Source organism: Tolypothrix sp. PCC 7712, assembly GCF_025860405.1.
Lineage (GTDB): Bacteria > Cyanobacteriota > Cyanobacteriia > Cyanobacteriales > Nostocaceae > Aulosira > Aulosira diplosiphon.
Map to the genome: position 1 here is coordinate 7,403,570 of NZ_CP063785.1, position 20,120 is coordinate 7,423,689.

Sequence of the window (20,120 nt, forward strand, 5' to 3'; positions counted from 1 at the left end):
AGATGCGTTTGCCCTGGCCCTCTCTCCTCATCCTCTTATTTTGGCTAAGGTATTGTACTCAGCAACGTCTATTAAATCTAGCATCCCCCCATATATGAATTTTTTGACTATATTGCTGGCCAAAAAGTCATGAGGATAACCTAGTTCAATCTCGCTGATCCTATTGAGTCGATGGATATGTTCTTCAGTCAAATTGAAGTTACAGCAGTCCAGATTTTCCTTGGCTTGCTGTGCTGTACGTACACCGATAATGGGAATCACATTTTGATGTCTGAGCCAATTAAGAGCTACTTGGGCTGGGGTTTGGCCAATCTCTTGAGCAATCTTGCTGACTTCTTCCGCAATCAACCAATTGCGATCACTCCTCTCAACAAAGTGTCCCATGATGGGATCATCCAAACGATTTGGCTGTGCGGTGTGACTCACTGTGCAATTATGTCGGCTGTATTTGCCAGTCAGCCAACCACTTGCAAGTGGAGTCCATGCGGTAACTCCGATGCCCAAAGCTTGTGCCATTGGGAGTAACTCGCGCTCAACCTCTCTGGCAATCAAATTGTATTCAATCTGCAACCCAATGAAGGCAGACCATCCCCGCAGTTCAGCTAGTGTGTTAGCCTGGGCAACAATCCAGGCAGGCGCATTCGAGACACCTATGTAAAGAATTTTGCCCTGTTGTATCATATCGTCCAAGGCGCGCATAACTTCTTGGACGGGGGTCATAAAGTCCCACACGTTGAGCCAAAGAAGATCGATATAGTCTGTATGCAGTCGCTTTAAACTGGTTTCTACAGAGCGCACCATGCTCTTACGATGGCTGCCAGAACTATTGATATCATTGGTGAGATTGCTCCCAGTATATTTAGTTGCTAAAACAATTCGTCCTCTGTCAGTGGCGATAAACTCACCTAGCCATTGTTCACTCGAACCATAGGAGTTAGAACTGTCAATGAAGTTGCCACCTGACTCGGTAAAGATATCATAAATTTTTTGACTTTCTGCTTGAGAAGATCCCCAGTTCAATCCTTCCTTAAACCCCATTGTCCCTAGACAAAGGCCGGAGACGCGCAGTCCGCTTTTGCCTAACAGTTTGTATCTCATGTTTTTGATCCATCTTGTCGATCTGATATCAATCGGTCATGGAGAAACAAAGGATATATGAGAAGACGCTATCTGCCAACCAGTATCCCGTTTGACATAGGAATTGGTATCGCGGTATGTACCACTGAAATCTTTTTCTTCAAAGTTACCTCTCATCTGAAACTGGCTGACCAGCACTGCCACATTTCCATAGAATTTCGCGCTTTCAACATTTCTTTCAAATTCATTCCAATTTATTCCCCCAGGTGAGGGACTCAAGATATGCTCAATCATGTTTTGTTTGTCAATCACATTCCCGGTATTATCAACCAAGGTGAAATCATCATCAATCATTTGCTCCAATGCTGATTCGTCCTTGCGAACAATGACTTCCTGAAAATCGCTGAGAAATTCCATGATCTCTTTCTTGGGAGATTTTCTCCGTTTTTTGGGAACTTCCACTCCTAGAAATCCTTCAAAAAAAGCTCGCAGTGTCCTGCCAGTTTCGTAAAGGCGCTCATCAATATTGTTGTCATACATTGTTTTTTCCTCTTTGTGGTTCGGTATAATCATGTTTAGTCTGAGTGCCACTGTTAAGCTAGGCGCGCCAAAATTGCTGAATTTCTGGTTATGCTCGTCATTAGTGAGCCAGCTGACTTCACAAGTTAATGTGCATCTTGTCTGCGGCGTAATAGCTTACCTGTAGAGGAATGGTACTGATGATCTCACAAGATGCAATATAACGACAGTCTAGAATACAAGTCTTGAACGTCACTCACGCAGAACAAATGTGTTGCCATCTTGATCAACAAATGTAGCCATGACCCCTCCCGGTTGTTCCACAGGTTCCTGCGTAAAATTCACACCTTGTTGACGCAACTGTTCATAGGTTTTGTGGATGTCCTGACATTTTAAGACAATTCCGGTAAACGTCCCGATTCTCTCTTCCAAGCCAGGGGGAGTCCACAGTGCCAAGCTCGTCTCAGCGCCTGATGGTAATACCTCAATCCAACGAGCATTTGCTCCCATTGGCTCATTGGCGATCAACTCAAAACCCAGCACGTTGGTGTAGAAGTCCAAAGCCTTGTCCTGGTCTTTAACACAAACACCAACTTTAGCAATGTTAGTAATCATCTGAGTGATATTACGGAAAAATGTCTTACATTAGTCACTTTCTGCTTGTTTTAGCCCATGTTCCCACTCGTATCGGGCAGTTACGGCTTGCGACCACCAAGGACTAAGTGCGTATTGGGAGCGGAGATATGCCGCCGTTTTGGTATGTCCTTGCTCTTTAACGTCCCACTGGTCGAGTATAGAGAACCATTCGTCCCAGCCTTTACCAGTTTTAGCCTTTACCGTCTCCTCTTTAATACTGCGCGATCCTGCTTTTGATTTAGCCATTTGCCTCACTCCTAACAAGGTAGAAAGCTGACCTTTGAGTCACTTGCTGGTCGCTAGTCTCGTATTATAGAGGATGTTTTGGTCTATGCCTACCGAGAATGAAAACCCTGCTGTGATTGATTATAGGGTGATGTGAATGAATCGGGTTCCTCCTAACTAGGTACATTTCCTGTCTGGGAATACACGCTTCGTCTGCCACTCTCGTCGCCTGGAGTGCGAGGTACAAATTCGAGTTTTGCACCGATCGCATCTGCTGTACTGATGAAATCGTAGATACCCCAGTGTTCAGCGATTTTGCCATCCTCAAACCGCAGGAATTCAATTCCGGGAATGACGACAGGCTTGTTAGTGGCTGGGATACCCATGAACTCACCCCCATGTTGGGCATGTAAATCATACAAAACCGCTAACATCTCTCCTTCACCAACTATGGCGAGATTTTCTTCTCGCGCCGCAAAGAAAGCTGATTGCCATGCAGAAAATCGACTCTGCACACCTTCTAACCCAGGTAAATCTCTGGGGCTGGCTGCGTGGTCAATGAAGTCGGAGGTGAGATGCTTGGCTAAGGTCTCAACTCGCCAGTCTTGCCCATTGAATACCTCGATTTGGAAGCGAAACAATGCTGCTTTGTTACGTGCAACGCGATCGCTGGTTTCTCCGACGTTAATCACATTGATGGGAATGCCATGACGATCATCCGGGCCAAATCCTGGGTAAACTTCCTGGCTGGCATCCTCTGTATTTACCTGATCTGCTGCTAAAGGCTGCATTTTGATCCTAGCCCCAATTTCAGCAGCAGTGCTGAGATAGTCATAAATTGACCAGAAGTCAGATATCTTACCATTTTTGAAGCGGAGGATTTCGATCGCCGGAATCATCACCTGCCGATTAGTTGCCTCAATTCCCATGAATGGGCCTGTGTGTTTGGCGTGCATATAGCACAACGTCGCCACCATATCGCCTTCGCCCAGTACGGCGTAATTCTCTTTGTAGGCTTGACTAAAGGCACTAGACCAGCGTTCTAGTCGATGGGCAACCCCCTGAATTCCAGGCTCGGCCTTGGGGCCTGCCGTGTGATCAACAAAGTCAGAAGTGAGGTATTTTTCTAAGGTTTCAATCCGCCAATCGTGCTGATTAAAAACTTCCTCTTGAAATTTCCGCAATGTTGCTTTGTTGTTTTCTGATGCTACGTTCTCATAATTGTCAGACATATTCATCTCCTGGCGAGAGCTGCTTAAGTAAGCGGTTAACTTTTGATGGGATGTAATTGATCGCGATCGCCATCACCAAAGCTGATCGCACAAAATATCCCTAGTCTTCAATTCCGTCGATGCCATAGCCATGATGCAGATGGTGTCTACAATAAAGTTCACCTGGCTCTGCAATCATGGCACACCGCCGCAGTGTCCCCTTGAGAAGCGTCTGGCACTGGCGTGATTTATTTTTGACGAGTTCTCGCAACTGGGCCAATTTTTCCTCAGAAGCTCCAGCAGCAATAGCGGCTTCATAAGCTTTTTCAGCCATGCTACTGTCAAAGCCCTGTTGCGCCCGAACTGCCATAATATCTTCCGTTAATGGAGCCATTGCTTGAGCTGCGAAGATATCTTCAAAAGGATTGATATGACGATGTTCAACAATGACACCGTTCTCACACTTGATCGCGTGCAGTGTGGGAATAGCAATCTGGTGGTCAGCAGGAGGACGGCCAAAGAATTCTTCATACTGAGTACCGCGCCCTGTAATCAGTCCTACACAGGCGCGTTCATCGGAAGAAATAATTTCGTAGATCACCATGAACCAGTCTGGGAAAGCCCGGAAAAGTCCTTTCAGCATTCTGACATGGGACTCTGAACTAATCGGATCGTTACCAAAATAAGTTTTGCTATAAAACCCTTCTGGATGGAAGAGTTTTTTCATATTTTCGTAGTCTCGCGCATTTTCGCACTCGATATAGCGGTAAAATAAGGCGACATTTTGTAGTCGTAGTTCCTGTGGCGAGATAGCCACTTTGCCTTGCACAACTTGATCAAAGAGACGATTTTTTTCCTCTGTGGTCATTGCAGTTGTGTCTTCTGGCAATACATAGTTCCTGGTTGCTTGTTCCTCAACGTAGCGAGCAAGCAGACTCAGATGCAGCTGACGTGTTTCTTCTTCTTGGGAAACCAGCGTCTCTTTACCAGCTATAGAGATCGGGCCTGAAAGTAATAGTTCGACGAGAGTTTCTTTGAGTTGTGCGCTCATCGAAGCCCAATTTTCGGGAATAAAAATGTTGCTATTGTTGGTAACGGTAAGATTGCTCTCTGAGTGCTTGGTGAGAGGATCTCTTTTGAATTGGGTCATGAAAGTCAAGTCCTTATGTGATGGTCATTGTGATTGATATCCTGCATTCGGAACTCATCTCAACTCTGGAATAGGAATCTCAAAACTCGTCTGAACTGGAGCTCGACGGGTATATTTGACAAGACAAGGAAAACGGGGTCGCATCACTCCCATCTCAAAATCACGCCCTGGATTCGGTTTTACCAACTCTAGGTTGTAGCGTTGTAACAATAGGCTCAATATACATTTCATCTCGTTAATCCCGAAGCTGGCGCCAGGACAACGGTATAACCCAGCGCCAAAACCGACTAGGCTGTACTCTTGTTTTTGCTCCTCTGCTCTGCGTGGCGCAAAACGCTCTGGATCATAAATTTCCGCTTGGGAAAACACATGCGGTAAACGATGAGCAATCGCTGGACAAATCATCGTAAACCAACCTTGCGGAATGTAATAGCCATCCAATTCATAGGCCTGAGCATTATAGCGGGCATGGTGGCTCATTACCGGATACATCCGTTCTGTTTCTTTGAGCGCCCATCCTAGTCTATCCAGTCGATTCAGACTTTCAACGTTGATCTGCTTTGGATCGTTGTGCAATATGGAATCCTGTTCATCCAAAACACGACTTAAGTAATTGGGATGTTGCAGCAGTTGAATTAAACTCCAGCAGCACTGTGCAGATGTGGTGATATAGGCAGTAAATACGGTCATGAGTGCTAAACCCACAATCATCTCATCGGTATCTAGACATTTGTCGAGATATTTACCGGCCACAATTGTTTGTAAAAAATCGTCGTAGCGTTCAGGATATGCCTGACGCTCTGCAATCACAGGTTGGATCAGTTCAATCAATTTTTGGCGAGCGCGATCGCGTCGTCGAAAACGAGGTAGAGGCAGATTTGGAGGCAACACAAAATCCATTCCTCTAGCAAGATCTTCGTAGAGTGGCAAAAACTCTGAGATTCGCTGACGAATTGTTTGCCCCATGAAAGCACTGGCTGCAATCTTCATTCCCACTGCTGAAAAAGCTTCATACAGTTCAAACGTGCCAGAATCGCCTAAGCTATCAAGCCAAGCCAAAATTTCTCGCACCATAACCTCAACGTGAATCTGCATCTTCTTTCCCTGGAAAGCAGAATGCAATAAAGCAAGCTGTTTTTTGCGAACATCTTCATCCTCGATCGCATTCAGGACTTTCCCAAACATCGGGATAACGAACCTGTACACTTCTGGCATGGATAAAATCTTATCGACCTGGGTAAAGAAGAAGCGATGATACTCTGGCCCAATCAGCACCACCGCCTGTTGCGGGCCCAGACGCAGCGAAAAAATGGGGCCGAGTGTCTTGTAACCTTGCCAAAAAACCTCCAAATGATCCTTGTGATAATCAAGGAAATTGCCGAAGAACGGTAAGCCGCAAAGAGTCGGTGGTGTCGGAAGAGTCAAGGCAGTTCTCCTTGCTAATAACACCATGATGTTAATGATGTTGCCAGAGGGTAAAGGTGGCTTACTTCTTCGAGATTGCTTTATTTAAAATGCTTTCAAAGGTTGTACTCTCATACTCGTTTGAGAAGTGAGGGTAAGACAGCTAAGAACTCATGAACTGGCGAATTGAGCAAATTGAGAGAAGTTGGGGTGATGTGTTTTCAGTCAGAATAATCACTGTAATAGACACGCGAATAATTTTATAAGGATTGATTGATATGACAACCATTGTCACCAACCCGAAAATCACTTGGGGGCCGCGCGTTGATTTACGTGATTTGCCAAATCTCTATGCACCACAGACTGTTGACCCTTACACCCCCCCACCTCCTGGTATTGACAATTTAGGCATTAGCTCCACCGACACCTTTATGATTCCTGGAAAAGGTGAATTTAAGGTTGATTTTCAGGGCTATGTTCGGGTTGCCCGTTCTCAGCCTTCTACAGATCAGTGGCTAGATTCAGAAGTTTATACAAACTTAATTGAAATGTGTATGCGAGGGGAAGCCCCTGAAATTGGACAGATCGTCGTGACGCTGAACCCAGATATTCTATCTACGGGAATGCTGCGGACACCTTGGGCAGATATGAACTGTGAACAACCTGAGAAAGCTTGCCGGATGGCGGTTGCAGCATTATTTACTCTGCCACAATTGGGGATGACGCTGTTTAACAAGGAACCGATTGAGTTAACTATTGACCATGTGCAAGCAATTCCGCCTGCGGGTAATCCTGGAGAAGGGCGAATTTACCAAGTGTTACCGTTATTCGATCTTGCCAATCCAGATAGCAAGCCAGCCGCCTACCTCACAGGCCTCAAGTTTGCAATGGGCAATTACGTTACCGAGGCTCAACTCCAAAGTATTGCATCTGAATAGAGTAATTAAGGCAAGCATCCATGACTGACTCTAGTGTTAACGCCATTAACGATTTTGCTCGTCCAGATGGCAAGCCGCCACCCAATTTCGTGGATAGATTTCGTCTGGCTAACCTGGATGGGACAGACATAATGATTCCTCGTCTCGGAATAGCCAGTGCTCGCACACTGGTTCGCGATCGCTGGGAGCAATTGGTCACTAGTATTGATCTGCCAGCATCCCTAGAGATCGTTTGGCAGGCATTGACCAATCCTGATGCTCTCAAGCTTTGGCTGGCGGTGTGTCATGGTTCCTTACTGCAAGTTGATCAAGATTGTATGCTGGACTTTGAAGATGGAGAGTTTTTTCTCTGTCGTTCGGCTGTAGTTGAGCCATCTCATCGATTGCAATATTTTTGGCGTTGGTTGGGTATTGGTCAAGCTACATCCGTTACCTGGGATTTAGAAGCGATCACCACTGGAACGCGCATCACTGTCACCGAAGAAGCCCTGAATCCCCCCTGGGATTGGCAAACTTGGAACGGCGGCGGATGGAACGGCATCCTCGATCAACTAGCGAACTACTTACGTACTGGCACCGAATGGCGTTGGTGCTGGCGACGGATGGGTCCTTATGCCCAAATTGAACTGCCAGCATCAACCTATGAAACTTGGGATAGGCTTTTTAGCCCTCCCAGCCTGAAATACTGGCTGCTGGCAACGCAGGGCAATATCGCACCAAATCAGTCACTCCCCATTTTGATTGGAGATGCCAGTGGAATGGTAGAAATGGCAATTCAGGAGGTTGTTCTGCCAGGACAGTCTCCGCCGTCGTTCTTACCCCATATCTCATTTTCGCTCACTCGTCCAGTCTGGCAAACGACGGTAGAAGGACGACTATGGCTTGAGCCAGCCGGATGGGGACGTAGCTTCCTTCAGGTGTTTCACTACAACTGGGAAAACTTGCCTGCAGGATTGCAACTGTCAGAACGCAAGATTTTCACTCGTTTTTGGGCAGATGCCATGCAGCGAGCGAGTTTGATATTTAGAGCACTTGATGCAACGGCTGGGCCACATAACTGGTAAGCAAGCTGATGTGGGTTCGCAGACTAAGTGAAATTTTCCGAACGCAATATGTGGGGTTTCGGCGGATTTGTTTCGGACTTAGTGTGGGTTCGCAGACTAAGTGAAATTTACCTACCAAATTCGCAGACTTATTGAAATTTGCCGCCAAAATAACAAGCAAGGGCTGAATTGATTGTTGTATAAGGATTGTAGCTGATTTGTTTCGCACTCAATTGTTGAGTGCGAATTTTTTAGGCACTAGGTTTAATATAGCTGCAAGCGATCGCAATTCATTGCCGAGAAGTTTTTCAAAGCCACACCCACTCAGTTTTAAAGGCTACAAAAAAACTAGAGCGGCAAAGTTAACTGGAGAAATTGAGCTTCTAGAGAAGCCTTCTCAACCCGCTAACACCACATAACCTAGCCTATACTTTTCTCTTGAAGATCTGCGACCGCACAAAAGTGTTAGGCGGTCGCACCCATGCCAAATGCTTGTGCGGCAATGCTTTCCAATTTTATGCACAAATAATTTCTTAACTTTTTCTTTCTCAAAAATTTGGTGCTGCGTATTTATCCAGTAAGTCACACTCAGCCCTTACGAATTGTGCTAGATGCTGGTGGTGTGTGCCTTTATAGACTAATCTTCGATCAAGTTCAAAAAGTCAAACTACTGTCCTAAAATGGTTTCAGTGTCAGAGATTTCAGTTATCGCGCCACCAGTTGAACAAATCCCTAATCCTTGGGAACTGGAGCCAGAACTACAACCCCTGACTCTCGAAACCAGCTTAATTGTAATACCATTCTCTACACTCAAGTTACTACCACCAGCATCAAAATTACAACTGAAACATTCTAAAACTACTAAGAAAACTGCTTCAACTGCCAAATCCAAATCTACTACAGATAAACCTCCTCGCAAACCCAGTAGACCAAGGAAGAAAGCGGCTTAATTTCAATCTTTCAGTTTGACGTAGAGCGATCACATATCAAGTGATCGCTCAATTTGATGTTTCAACCTTTTAAGATATGCAAGCGGCGCACTGTGCATTAGTAGTAGCTCTAAAATACGCTCCAGATAACCCAGGTTTTGCACTTGCAAGACAGCATTTAGAAACAGCAATCGCACTTTCTGACGAATATTACAAAACCCAATACAGCATTTTCTGGAAAACTTCCAGTGAAAAAGTGAAACGGCGAATTCGTTCAAAGTGCAATCAACTGGCTTTTGATATATATTCACAAATGCTGGAATTAGCCTGTTTGGTGAACGAATATGCAGCCGAGAAAACATCTCTTAGCATCCCAGAGCCTCAATCTTGGCAAGAATTTATTCATAATTTGGATTGTGCTTTTGACTGGATTGAACGTGAACATCCAAAAGAGATTTACATCAAACAATTAACTTTGCTTTGATTTCCTGCTGCTGGGCAAAGTCTTCTAATAGCAGTATTGGCTACGCCAAGCTGAAGTGAAGATTAATATGTATAGATATGGTCAGCCAAATCGCTACACAAGGATGCCTGTTTGACCTACAAACAGTTCTAGACTATGGGCAATCAGTGGTAAATGTTGCCCAAGAACTAGCCAAATCACTAATTGATCATCGACCTCTGTCCACAAAAATAATTCAATCGCAGATGAATCGCTATTTCCTCGGCACTGCGGCTGAAGGCGCGTGGTTGTGGAAGGATGCGTATGAAGCAATCGAAGTTGCACTCATCCTCTACCTCCGCCACACAAGATTGACACAAAATCCCCTCGAACAACTGCAACTGCTTGAATCGCTTTGCCCCACGCATACCCGCCGCAGTCAGGAGCAGCTGAAACTTCAGCAGTTTTCAACACCATTACCATTGGCTTACTTGGTTGCAAAAGCTGGACAAATTAATAGTAATGACCTTGTGTTAGAACCAAGTGCAGGAACCGGGATATTAGCCCAGTTCGCAAAACTTCAGGGTGCGAGTCTGATGCTTAATGAACTAGCCCAAGATAGAACAAAAATTCTCCGGCGCTTGTTTCCTGGTGTTCCTTTATTCTCTGTCAACGCCGAGCAAATCAATGATTATTTAGCTATTAAGACTCAGCCATCGGTAATGTTGATCAACCCACCATTTTCTTCATCACCTAAAATTAGCGATCGCAATCCAGATGCCACGGCTCGTCATCTGAATTCAGCATTGCAGCGATTGTGCAATGGCGGACGGTTGGTAACAATCACTGCTAATTGGTTCTCATCTGCAAATCCCACTTGGCGAGAGACCTTTACGAGGTTGCAGGAAAAAGCAACAGTAGTGCTTTCAATCGGAGTCAACGGCAAAGTGTACTCCAAGCATGGTACACAAATCGACACTCGGCTGACGGTAATCGATAAAGTGCCTGCTGCTAATCCTACGGAGATTTCTTGTCTTCCTCAAACTGTAGAGCTTGCCGAACTGCTGAAGCTGATTGAGCAAATTCCAGCACGACCAGTATGGCAGCATCCTACTGAAACTGTTCAAATCCCTGCCAGGAAAATTATTGCACTACCGAAACAGACTGCAAGGGAGCAACCAGAAATAACCTTAGAACTAAAAGAAGTTGTAGTCCTGGATTATGATCTGGTCGAGTGGACTGCAACCGAAGGTTTAAAAGATGCACTTTATGAGAGCTATCGCCCACAAAGAGTGAGAATCGAATGGCACTAAGAAAAGCTATAAGCTATGCGTAACAAGCTCTACAGCTTTTAAAGCTATTGAACAATGGAAGGATGGCTCAGAAGATTATCGTTAATGAAGTTTCGTTTTACGCGATCGCTTTGAGGAGGCCTTATTTGTGATGATAGCTTGCGTCCTCCTGGGAGCGATCGCGTAGCCCCAGAAGGGCGATCGCGCTCGAAGAGTGGAATGGATGAAACAAGTATGTAGGGAATGTGCAAAAATTTTTGTAGGTAGAAAAAGCTTACTCGTTCATGAAATACTTTCTTTGATACAAGTAAGCCAATAGCATAACTACTACTGTGACAAATCGTGTGACAATCCTCAAGGATAAATTTAACCAAAGTCTGGGATTACCTTTTAAAGAATTGTTACCATACTCGGTAATTGAGAAAGTCCTAGGGGAGTTAAAAATTAAATATAAGAAGCGATTGTTTGACCCAATTGTAACATTATGGGCATTTTTATCTCAGGTTTTAGATACTGATAAAAGTTGCCACAATGCCGTGAGTAAAATAATTGCCTATTTAACAGGAGAAGGAGTGGAAATTCCTTCTCTTCGAGACGCTCCGCGAACAACTGATACAAGTGCTTACTGTCAAGCACGGTCAAGATTGCCGGAAAAGTTATTAGAAAAACTTTTCAATCAGGCTGGGAAAAATATAGAAGAGAAAGTGACGACAGAACATTTATGGTGTGGTCGAAATGTCTTGGTAATAGACGGTTCAACTGTCTCCATGCCTGACACTGCGGAGAACCAGAAAGCATACCCTCAACTAAAAACTCAAAAATCTGGATGTGGATTTCCAATTGCCAAAATTGGTGTGCTATTTAGTTTAGCAACAGGTGCTGCTGTTGCCTTAGTTATAGATGTTCTGAATACTCATGATATCAAACTTGCTCGTCAACTATATCAGTTTCTTAATCCCTTAGATATCCTTTTAGGAGATAGAGCTTTTTGCGCTTATGCCGATATAGTCGCTATTAAAAAACTTGATTGTGATGCAGTATTCCGTAAACATCAAAGCCGGAAAAACTCTATGAGAAAAGGTAAGATTGTTGGAGAATGTGACAAGTTAGTGACTTGGCACAAACCTAAAATCTGCCCCAAAGGATTGAGTTTAGATGAATTTGATGCTCTACCTCCAATTATAACTGTGCGAGAGATTTACTATTATATTGTTATTCCCGGTTTCCGGACTCAAAGAGTTAGTTTAATCACTACCCTCCTAGATAAAACAACTTATTCTACTTTAGAAATCGTTGGGCTTTACGGTAAACGTTGGGATGTTGAACTAGATTTAAGACATCTCAAAACTACTTTGGGCATGGATATTTTGCGATGTAAAACCCCTTCAATGGTACGCAAAGAAATTTATGCTTATTTGCTCGTTTATAATCTACTTCGTAGTTTGATGTGGTCGGCAGGTACTACTTACAGCACTCCTCCGTTACGCTTGTCTTTGCAAGGCACGCGCCATCATTTAAACAACTTTATTCACCAATTGTTAGCCGCTTCTTCTAAAAAATGTCTCCGAATTTATCGGACTTTACTTAAAGTTATTGTTCATAAAGCAGTTCCCTATCGCCCAGGTCGAAGCGAAGCAAGAGTGCGTAAACGCCGCCCGAAAGCTTACCCCTTAATGACGAAACCCCGGCACGAATTACGCAAGCAATTGCAAACTGCTTAAACCGCAAGTGTTTCAGCTTTTCTTAGTGCCATTCGTATCAGTTTCTTCCTAGATGAGGAGATTGAGAGCAGAGAATAAATGTCAAATCTTGGAGATGGACTTGTCCCTTTTTTCTCTCCATCCACACGAAATAAACAGTATCGGTATTCAGCTTTGTTCTCAATTGTTAACTTTTTTCCTCTGACGCATTGTCATACATTTGACAATTAATATCAACTAATTCTAAAGTAAGTTCTGGGTTAAAAGAGAAACTTTAGCGATAAATATGCTTGCCACTTTTCTAATCATGTTTCGGGAAGGGGTGGAAGCGGCTTTGATTGTTGGTATTATTGCCAGTTACCTCAAGCAAACTGGACGCACCTATCTGATGAAAGCCGTGTGGATGGGAATTATCCTGGCTACTTTACTATGTTTGGCATTGGCAATAATTTTGCAAGCAACAAGCGGTGATTTTCCTCAACAAGAACAGGAATTATTTGCAGGTGCAATCTCAGTAGTTGCTGTTGGGGTGCTAACCTGGATGGTTTTTTGGATGCGCCGCGCAGCGCGTTCGATTAAAGGTGAGTTGCACAGCCAAATTGAAACCGCAATTTCCCAAGGTGATAGATGGGGTTTGGCGTTGGTAGGGATGTCATTTTTCGCTGTGCTGCGTGAAGGGTTGGAAACAGTAGTGTTTCTGCTGGCTAGTTTTCAGCAAAACTTGGGATTTGGCGTACCATTAGGTGCAGTCTTGGGATACCTAGCCGCGATCGCCGTTGGAGTCGGAATTTATCAAGGTGGTATTCGGATTAACCTGAGAAAATTTTTCAAGTGGACAGGAGTTTTTATTATTGTCGTGGCTGCGGGACTGCTTGCAGGTGCGGTACGTGCTTTTCATGAAGCGGGAATTTGGAATTCACTACAAAATATCGTATTTGATGCTAGTCAAACTCTTCCTACACATGGAGTTATTGGTTCAGTTTTAGCAGGTATTTTTAGCTACAACGATGCTCCTACCCTTGGGGAAGCGATCGCCTATTTTGGCTATTTGATTCCTACATTGGTGCTGTTCTTTTCTGGAAGTCAGACAACACAAAAGACTGCTGTCAATCGTTCCCAGTAAGTCAAGATGTGTTCGGAAGTTATTGGAAGTAGCAATCATCTTATGTAATATTACATAGAAAATAAGTATGAAAATTCAAATTTGTCAGTGGATGTATATACCTGCGATCGCTTGTTTGATAGGTTTAACAACAACAGCCTGTGACTCTAACAAAACCAGCCAAAACAGCAATAATTCATCCAATGTCCAAACTGTTAGCAACATAGATAGCAAAACCATTCCCGAAACTGCAATTACAGTCACAGATAAAGGTTGCGAACCCAATCAACTAACAGTTACAGCAGGTAAAAATACCTTTGTGATTACCAATAAAAGTAGTCAATCTTTAGAGTGGGAAATTTTATCTGGTGTGAAGGTGGTTGCTGAGAGGGAAAATATTGCACCTGGGTTTGTACAAAAGCTCAAAGAACAGTTGGAAGCAGGGGAATATGACATGGCTTGCGGTTTACGCAGCAACGCCAAAGGTAAACTCATAGTCAAGGCTGGAGATAACGCCATCCAAGCAAGTACTACTGTTGACCAGAATAAACTCATTGGTGCGATCGCCGAATACAAAGTTTACGTCACCAAAGAAACTGACAAATTGGTAGATCAAACGAAAACCTTTACCGATGCAGTCATCGCAGGCGACCTGAAAACAGCGAAGCAATTATATGCACCTACCCGCGTTCATTGGGAACGCATAGAACCAATTGCCGAACTCTTTTCTGACCTTGATGGTAGTATGGATGCTCGCGCCGATGACTTCCAAAATAAAGAAGCAGACCCCAAATTTACAGGCTTTCACCGCATAGAAAAAGCACTTTTTCAAGACAACACTACCAAAGGTATGAAACCCATTGCCGAAAAGTTGAACAAAGATGTTCTAGAGTTGCAAAAGCGGATAGCCACACTGACTATTGAGCCAAAAAATATGGTTGGTGGTGCTGCGGCTTTAATTGAAGAAGTTGCTAAAACCAAGATTTCTGGAGAAGAAGACCGCTATAGTCGGACTGATTTGTGGGATTTTAATTCTAACGTTGAAGGTTCTCAAAAGATAGTTGAATTGTTGCGATCGCAAATTCAAAAAAACAATCCACAACTACTGAAGCGAGTAGATGATAATTTTGCCAAGGTAAATCAGGGATTGACAAAATACAAAGCTCCTGAAGGTGGCTTTGTTACTTATGAAAAGCTGACTGAAGGCGACAAAAAAGACTTAAAAGCAGCAATTACCGTCTTAGCCGAAGACCTCTCGCAACTGCGGGGAACCCTTGGTGTGGAATGAAATAAGGAATCAAGATAATGTCGTCTACTGTCAAAAAACTAGATTTACACATCACCCCTCGCATTAGCCGTCGAGACCTCTTAATTGGGATGGCCGCAGCTGGTGGAGTTGCAGCTTTAACTACACTGAGTTTTCGGAAACTTGTTGCTAATAGCGAGGACACTACCCAAGAAAGACAACCTTTTTTTGGTGTTCATCAAGCGGGTATTTTAACCCCTGCATCTGCTTCAGCATTAATTGTGAGCTTTGATGTTGTCGCCAAAACTAAAGAAGATTTAGTCAGACTATTTAAAACTCTGACCGAACGAATTGAATTTTTAATGGTTGGAGGAACTCCCAAAATTGTAGACTCGAAACTTCCACCTACCGACTCTGGTGTTTTAGGTACGAAAGTCTTTCCTGATAACCTCACAGTTACAGTTGCAGTAGGAGCATCATTATTTGATAACCGCTATGGTTTAAGCCATCTCAAACCAAAGCATTTAATCACTATGACTGACTTTCCGAATGATGCTTTGGATGCTAGTTTGTGTCATGGAGATTTGTTAATTCAATTTTGTTCAAATACAGCCGAAACTAATATTCACGCACTACGCGATATTATCAAAAACTTTCCAGATTTATTGAGTTTACGTTGGAAGATGGAAGGCTTTCTTCCACCCCATACTATCAAGAAACTGGGTAAAGATACGGTACGTAATTTATTAGGTTTTAAAGATGGTACAGCAAATCTAGATGTTAACGACAATGGCTTAATGAATCGAGTTGTGTGGGTACAACCAAACACCGATGAACCTGCTTGGACTGTTGGTGGTACATATCAAGTAGTGCGAGTGATTCGTAACTTTGTTGAACGTTGGGACAGAACACCATTACAAGAACAACAGACAATTATCGGGCGTGATAAGGATATTGGCGCACCTCTGGGAATGAAACATGAGCATGATATTCCTAACTATAAAAAAGACCCCAAAGGTAAACAAATTCCTTTAGACGCTCATATTCGCCTCGCCAATCCCCGCCAGTCAGAATCGAGTTTAATACTGCGTCGTGGCTTCAATTACTCCCGTGGATATGACAAATCTGGACAGCTAGATATGGGATTGCTGTTTGTTTGTTTCCAGTCAAATTTAGAGAAAGGTTTTATTACAGTCCAGTCACGCTTAAATGGAGAGCCTTTAGAAGAGTATATCAAACCGATTGGTGGCGGATATTTCTTTGCTTTACCAGGAGTTTTGGCAAAAGATGGTTATCTCGGTCAATCTTTATTAGAAGCAGGGAAAGCTTAAGACTTTGATGACACAAAATAGAGGTGTAGGGGGAGATTGTTCATCAGTCAACCATGTCATAACAAGAGTAAATTATTGAACTTTTTTGTGAATATTTCATATTTAACTTTTAAAAACTCTGACAGCTTGTCTTTTGACATTCCCATACTTGTCAAGTAATAATAAAAATCATATTCGCTTCAAGTATGTCCTATTGAAACATAGAGGTGCATACATACCTACCTGTTATATAATTGAGGGATACAAAATTGTTTGTATCCCTTGTTTATTTATTGAGATTTGTGATTTACTGAAGTTTATAATACAATTATTAGACATCTCCAAAATTACACTTCAAAAATCAGGTGATATGGAGATTAAAAATACTGTGATCAAGCTACATACAAACTTTTCCATTGCCATTCTCTATGTTTCATAGTGGTGATTTTTTCCATCGATTTCATTAAAATGCACTCATTTAATAAACTTGAAATAGATAACACCCAAACAAAGCTAAAGTTTATTCATCAATCGTGTAGATTAGTGTAGCTATTGCAGAACTTTGCTTTTATATAGAACAGATACACCGTTTTGCTGGACATTTTGGCTCTCAATAATTTCAAATAAGCCAGACACTTTCAAAACACCTTTTAGAGTTTTAATTCCGTACTTTTTTGGTGTACACTCAGGATATTGACTCTTAATAAATTCCCCTGCTCTTGCTAGCAAAGTCATATCACCTATTTTGTCTGTGTTTGTTTCGGCTAAACGGAGTAACTTGACAATTTGTGTATTATCCCATCCTGTATCAGATGGATTGTCAAGATTGATATATTCAACCTTAGAGGTAACTTCTGCTCTGAATTGCTTGTATAACAAATCTATTTTTGGATGAGATTCAGCATAATTTTCCCGAAGTAGGTACAGCACGCCCAATACAAACAGCTTTATGTCTTGATAAAAAGATAATGCTTCTTGGTGTTGTGATTCTAAGTCAGCAATACAGTTCAAACATCCTTCCTTAGTGGCTAATATGTTTATACCTTCCGACTCTCCAAAGTGATGAATCAGTTTGTTCCGATTAGCAACTACTTTTTTTAAGTTCTCAACAAAGTAATCAGAATCATACTCACAAGAATCAATCAAGCTATTTATTAGATTCCCTAGAGTTTGTGACTTATTTGCTTTTTTATAACTCCGAAAGCTATCTATACCCTTTTGACTACCATCTGAGTGTATATACGGAAGAAGTAATTTCAAGCCTTTTTCAATTTGCTGAAATATCAATACATTTCGTCCTATTTGTTTGAAGACTTCATTCACCAGTTCGTGATATTCTTTTTCCATGACAAAGGAAAATTTCGAGAAAACAATCAAGTCTAACCATCACATAGGTTGGGCTTTAAGTTAAAATATTAAGCCTGTAAATCTGGTATTTGCATCAGTGATGTTTCTGAAAACGCCAAAGTCACCACCTCAAAGATTGAAGTAGGTTGTAATCAATTAATGTAAGCGTTCAATCAAGCGATCGCCAACTCGCAACGCATTAGCGATAATAGTTAAAGCCGGACTCACCCCAGAATTAGACGGGAAGAAACTACCATCAACAACATAGAGATTATTCACATCATGGGTGCGACAATCAAGGTCAAGCACAGATGTTTTTGCATCTTCCCCAAACCGACAAGTACCGCACTGATTCGCCACCACTTGAATCGGGCTATCACTACGGGGATAAATACCGCGACGAAACACCGGGTTTTCTGAGGTGCGGTCTACAGCTTTGAGGATATTCGTCCAGCGATAAATCAGGCGATCGTGTGCCTCGATATTATTAGGCGTATAATCCAAATACAACTTATCACCTACTACCCGCACCCGATTTTTTGGGTCAGGTAAATCTTCCGTTTGTAACCACCAACCAATAGAATGATTGGCTAACTGTCGCATTCCAAACCCAGGTACTAACCTCGACATCAGCGATAACAAAGGCGATGCTTCGGACGGAATCATTTCTTGCAGAATACTACCTGTATTTTGAATATGACCCATCGGGAAAGGAAACTCTGATTCTCCCCAATAAAAATCATTCACAGAGATGGTTTTCTGAAAAACCGTTGGGTTTGGTGTCGGGCTGAGTTGTACCATCGCCGTCATCAGGTGTTTCATAAAATTACGTCCCACCAAATCGGAACTATTAGCAAGTCCTTTGGGGTGTTTGTCATTTGCAGAACGTAATAACAACGCCGCCGAATTTACCGCACCACAAGCTAACACGAAAATATCTGCAAAAAATAGATAGGATTGTCCATCAATTTCTGCTTCCACAGCTTTTACTTCCACACCAGATGGGTTAGTGTGTAAACGCACAACCTTAGCTGAGGTTTTCAAAGTGACATTGGGATGTGATAAAGCTGGGTTAATTCCCACAGTATGAGCATCAGCTTTCGCATCTATTTTACAAGGGAAACCATCACAGGTGTGACATCGGATACAATCACTCTTGAGTGCTAAAGGTAAATGTGTTGGATGTAGCCCTTGTTGGGAGATAGCATCAGCAATTTCCTGCATCCGCGCTTCGTGACTAACTTCGGAATAGGGATAAGTTTCGCTGTGGGGTGGTTCTGTAGGGTCATCGCCTGATTTACCGTGGACATGGTAGAGTTTCTCGGCTTCGGTGTAATAGGGTTCAAAGTCTTGGTATTTCAAAGGCCACTCAATTGAAACCCCATCTTGATGTTTAACTTCTTTAAAATCTCTTTCCCGCATCCGCAGCAGTGCTGCACCATATACTTTTGTATTCCCACCTACCCAATAATTAATTTGCGGACGAAATGGTTCGCCGGCGCTGTCGTACCATTGTTCTTGAGTGTGATAACGTTCTTTTTTGAAGACTTCAACAGCACTCCAATTTTCTTCTTCTTTGGGGAGAAAATTGCTGCGTTCTAGAATGAGGATTTTTTTACCAGTGGGGGCGAGTTTATATGCTAATGTACCGCCACCGGCACCAGTACCAACGATGATAATGTCGTAGTGTTGATCGTCGATAATCATAAGGGTTTTCTGTGAGAAAGTGAGAATAGGAAAGGCTCACGCATTCGGCGTTCGCGTAGCGTCCCGTAGGGAAGCCGTTCTCGTTCGCGGTAGCGTTGCGTAGCAAAGAGTAGGCGCAAAGACGCAAAGGTAAGGATTTATTACTCATTGCCAGATGTAGATGAGGAGAAATAAAATAATCCAAATTACATCGACGAAGTGCCAAAATAGGGAAGTTGCATCTACGCCAAAATGACCTTTATCGTAATTACCGGGGATGAGCGATCGCACTAACATAATTAACTGCAACACCACACCAGTGAAAACGTGCAAACCGTGGAATCCTGTTAGTAGATAAAACATTCCCCCGAATACGCCAGATGTCACAGTAAAATGCAGGCTATTCCATTCAACTGCTTGGCCATATAAAAAGTAGCTACCCATCGCCATTGTTGTTAACCAAAGCAGGCGAAATCCCCACATATTATGACGTTTTAGGGCAAGTTCCGCGAAATAAATCACAAAGCTACTGGAAACCAAAATCACCGTATTAATTGCCGGTTCCCTAACTTCTAATCCCTCAACACCAGGCGGTAGCCAATCAGGAGTTGTGGTTTTATAAACAATATATCCCGCAAAAAAACTCAAGAAAATAATGCTTTCCGAAAGTAAAAATACGATAAAGCCAAACATACTATTGGCGGCTTCATCATGAGTATGTTCAACAGTCCTCGTCTCCAAAGACTCCTGCAACTCTTCTCGACTAATAGAACTATTCACAGTCATAACTCCCTCCTTCTCTCTGCGCCTCTGCGCTACGCCAGTTGCTACAACGCGGGGAACCCGCGCAACGCACTGGCTCC

20 protein-coding genes are annotated in these 20,120 nt (G+C 43.0%); 9 read left to right on the plus strand and 11 right to left on the minus strand.

Translation table 11 applies throughout. The features are described from left to right. Positions 1–27 precede the first annotated feature (27 nt). The 7 genes from HGR01_RS30100 to HGR01_RS30130 form a co-directional block, all read right to left on the minus strand. Positions 28–1,098, minus strand: coding sequence for an aldo/keto reductase (locus HGR01_RS30100; RefSeq protein ID WP_045868536.1), 1,071 nt, complete (start codon positions 1,096–1,098; stop codon positions 28–30). Between the two features lie 36 nt (positions 1,099–1,134). Then, positions 1,135–1,617, minus strand: a complete 483-nt coding sequence (locus HGR01_RS30105) for a nuclear transport factor 2 family protein (RefSeq protein ID WP_045868535.1) — start codon at positions 1,615–1,617, stop codon at positions 1,135–1,137. Positions 1,618–1,848: 231 nt separating this feature from the next. Then, positions 1,849–2,211 carry a VOC family protein gene (locus tag HGR01_RS30110; RefSeq protein WP_045868534.1) on the minus strand — a complete coding sequence of 121 codons (363 nt, stop codon included), beginning with the start codon at positions 2,209–2,211 and terminating at the stop codon, positions 1,849–1,851. Between the two features lie 30 nt (positions 2,212–2,241). Continuing rightward, positions 2,242–2,478, minus strand: coding sequence for a DUF4287 domain-containing protein (locus HGR01_RS30115; protein ID WP_045868533.1), 237 nt, complete (start codon positions 2,476–2,478; stop codon positions 2,242–2,244). A gap of 152 nt (positions 2,479–2,630) precedes the next feature. Then, positions 2,631–3,689 carry an ester cyclase gene (locus tag HGR01_RS30120; RefSeq protein ID WP_045868532.1) on the minus strand — a complete coding sequence of 353 codons (1,059 nt, stop codon included), beginning with the start codon at positions 3,687–3,689 and terminating at the stop codon, positions 2,631–2,633. A 100-nt stretch (positions 3,690–3,789) separates the two neighbouring features. Then, on the minus strand, positions 3,790–4,818 hold the full coding sequence (locus tag HGR01_RS30125; RefSeq protein WP_045868531.1) for an ester cyclase: 1,029 nt from the start codon (positions 4,816–4,818) through the stop codon (positions 3,790–3,792). A 54-nt stretch (positions 4,819–4,872) separates the two neighbouring features. Next, positions 4,873–6,243 (minus strand): cytochrome P450, encoded by a 1,371-nt coding sequence (locus HGR01_RS30130; protein WP_168160935.1) that lies wholly within the window; start codon positions 6,241–6,243, stop codon positions 4,873–4,875. Between the two features lie 257 nt (positions 6,244–6,500). On the opposite strand from HGR01_RS30130, the gene HGR01_RS30135 reads away from it, so the two are divergent. From HGR01_RS30135 to HGR01_RS30155, 5 genes are all read left to right on the plus strand, one after another. Next, complete coding sequence (locus HGR01_RS30135; protein ID WP_045868529.1) at positions 6,501–7,160, plus strand: DUF6073 family protein; 660 nt, start codon at positions 6,501–6,503, stop codon at positions 7,158–7,160. A 20-nt stretch (positions 7,161–7,180) separates the two neighbouring features. After that, positions 7,181–8,224 carry an SRPBCC family protein gene (locus tag HGR01_RS30140; RefSeq protein WP_045868528.1) on the plus strand — a complete coding sequence of 348 codons (1,044 nt, stop codon included), beginning with the start codon at positions 7,181–7,183 and terminating at the stop codon, positions 8,222–8,224. 668 nt (positions 8,225–8,892) lie between these two features. Further along, the gene (locus tag HGR01_RS30145) at positions 8,893–9,153 is read left to right on the plus strand and encodes a hypothetical protein (RefSeq protein WP_155539020.1); all 261 of its coding nucleotides are present in this window, start codon (positions 8,893–8,895) and stop codon (positions 9,151–9,153) included. 76 nt (positions 9,154–9,229) lie between these two features. Continuing rightward, positions 9,230–9,616 carry a hypothetical protein gene (locus tag HGR01_RS30150; protein ID WP_045868526.1) on the plus strand — a complete coding sequence of 129 codons (387 nt, stop codon included), beginning with the start codon at positions 9,230–9,232 and terminating at the stop codon, positions 9,614–9,616. 77 nt (positions 9,617–9,693) lie between these two features. Beyond that, complete coding sequence (locus HGR01_RS30155; RefSeq protein ID WP_045868525.1) at positions 9,694–10,887, plus strand: SAM-dependent methyltransferase; 1,194 nt, start codon at positions 9,694–9,696, stop codon at positions 10,885–10,887. 44 nt (positions 10,888–10,931) lie between these two features. Here the strand turns inward: HGR01_RS30155 and HGR01_RS30160 are convergent, their stop codons facing one another. Then, positions 10,932–11,117, minus strand: a complete 186-nt coding sequence (locus HGR01_RS30160) for a hypothetical protein (RefSeq protein ID WP_155539018.1) — start codon at positions 11,115–11,117, stop codon at positions 10,932–10,934. A gap of 81 nt (positions 11,118–11,198) precedes the next feature. Between HGR01_RS30160 and HGR01_RS30165 the strand changes: the two genes are divergently transcribed. From HGR01_RS30165 to efeB, 4 genes are all read left to right on the plus strand, one after another. Next, positions 11,199–12,587: an IS4 family transposase gene (locus HGR01_RS30165; protein ID WP_045868524.1), complete on the plus strand. Its 1,389-nt coding sequence runs from the start codon at positions 11,199–11,201 to the stop codon at positions 12,585–12,587. 265 nt (positions 12,588–12,852) lie between these two features. Next, a complete protein-coding gene (efeU, locus tag HGR01_RS30170; protein WP_045868523.1) occupies positions 12,853–13,689 on the plus strand; it encodes an iron uptake transporter permease EfeU in 837 nt (278 codons plus the stop codon). A 67-nt stretch (positions 13,690–13,756) separates the two neighbouring features. Further along, on the plus strand, positions 13,757–14,956 hold the full coding sequence (gene efeO / locus HGR01_RS30175) for an iron uptake system protein EfeO (protein WP_304412421.1): 1,200 nt from the start codon (positions 13,757–13,759) through the stop codon (positions 14,954–14,956). A 17-nt stretch (positions 14,957–14,973) separates the two neighbouring features. Beyond that, positions 14,974–16,245: an iron uptake transporter deferrochelatase/peroxidase subunit gene (efeB, locus tag HGR01_RS30180; RefSeq protein ID WP_194007705.1), complete on the plus strand. Its 1,272-nt coding sequence runs from the start codon at positions 14,974–14,976 to the stop codon at positions 16,243–16,245. Positions 16,246–16,773: 528 nt separating this feature from the next. Here efeB and HGR01_RS30185 read toward each other — a convergent pair. The 3 genes from HGR01_RS30185 to HGR01_RS30195 form a co-directional block, all read right to left on the minus strand. Beyond that, positions 16,774–17,571 carry an OST-HTH/LOTUS domain-containing protein gene (locus tag HGR01_RS30185; protein WP_045868522.1) on the minus strand — a complete coding sequence of 266 codons (798 nt, stop codon included), beginning with the start codon at positions 17,569–17,571 and terminating at the stop codon, positions 16,774–16,776. Positions 17,572–17,727: 156 nt separating this feature from the next. Further along, positions 17,728–19,278, minus strand: a complete 1,551-nt coding sequence (locus tag HGR01_RS30190) for a GMC oxidoreductase (protein WP_045868521.1) — start codon at positions 19,276–19,278, stop codon at positions 17,728–17,730. A gap of 144 nt (positions 19,279–19,422) precedes the next feature. Continuing rightward, the gene (locus tag HGR01_RS30195) at positions 19,423–20,043 is read right to left on the minus strand and encodes a heme-copper oxidase subunit III (RefSeq protein WP_045868942.1); all 621 of its coding nucleotides are present in this window, start codon (positions 20,041–20,043) and stop codon (positions 19,423–19,425) included. Positions 20,044–20,120: the final 77 nt, after the last annotated feature.

What these genes read in the sequence shown, in the direction of transcription:
- HGR01_RS30120 (WP_045868532.1), bottom strand. Translation starts at nt 3,689, where the DNA reads ATGTCTGACAATTATGAGAACGTAGCATCAGAAAACAACAAAGCAACA.
- HGR01_RS30150 (WP_045868526.1), top strand. Translation starts at nt 9,230, where the DNA reads ATGCAAGCGGCGCACTGTGCATTAGTAGTAGCTCTAAAATACGCTCCA.
- HGR01_RS30105 (WP_045868535.1), bottom strand. Translation starts at nt 1,617, where the DNA reads ATGTATGACAACAATATTGATGAGCGCCTTTACGAAACTGGCAGGACA.
- efeB (WP_194007705.1), top strand. Translation starts at nt 14,974, where the DNA reads ATGTCGTCTACTGTCAAAAAACTAGATTTACACATCACCCCTCGCATT.
- efeO (WP_304412421.1), top strand. Translation starts at nt 13,757, where the DNA reads ATGAAAATTCAAATTTGTCAGTGGATGTATATACCTGCGATCGCTTGT.
- HGR01_RS30140 (WP_045868528.1), top strand. Translation starts at nt 7,181, where the DNA reads ATGACTGACTCTAGTGTTAACGCCATTAACGATTTTGCTCGTCCAGAT.
- efeU (WP_045868523.1), top strand. Translation starts at nt 12,853, where the DNA reads ATGCTTGCCACTTTTCTAATCATGTTTCGGGAAGGGGTGGAAGCGGCT.
- HGR01_RS30125 (WP_045868531.1), bottom strand. Translation starts at nt 4,818, where the DNA reads ATGACCCAATTCAAAAGAGATCCTCTCACCAAGCACTCAGAGAGCAAT.
- HGR01_RS30100 (WP_045868536.1), bottom strand. Translation starts at nt 1,098, where the DNA reads ATGAGATACAAACTGTTAGGCAAAAGCGGACTGCGCGTCTCCGGCCTT.
- HGR01_RS30185 (WP_045868522.1), bottom strand. Translation starts at nt 17,571, where the DNA reads ATGGAAAAAGAATATCACGAACTGGTGAATGAAGTCTTCAAACAAATA.
- HGR01_RS30190 (WP_045868521.1), bottom strand. Translation starts at nt 19,278, where the DNA reads ATGATTATCGACGATCAACACTACGACATTATCATCGTTGGTACTGGT.
- HGR01_RS30155 (WP_045868525.1), top strand. Translation starts at nt 9,694, where the DNA reads ATGGTCAGCCAAATCGCTACACAAGGATGCCTGTTTGACCTACAAACA.
- HGR01_RS30115 (WP_045868533.1), bottom strand. Translation starts at nt 2,478, where the DNA reads ATGGCTAAATCAAAAGCAGGATCGCGCAGTATTAAAGAGGAGACGGTA.
- HGR01_RS30110 (WP_045868534.1), bottom strand. Translation starts at nt 2,211, where the DNA reads ATGATTACTAACATTGCTAAAGTTGGTGTTTGTGTTAAAGACCAGGAC.
- HGR01_RS30135 (WP_045868529.1), top strand. Translation starts at nt 6,501, where the DNA reads ATGACAACCATTGTCACCAACCCGAAAATCACTTGGGGGCCGCGCGTT.
- HGR01_RS30195 (WP_045868942.1), bottom strand. Translation starts at nt 20,043, where the DNA reads ATGACTGTGAATAGTTCTATTAGTCGAGAAGAGTTGCAGGAGTCTTTG.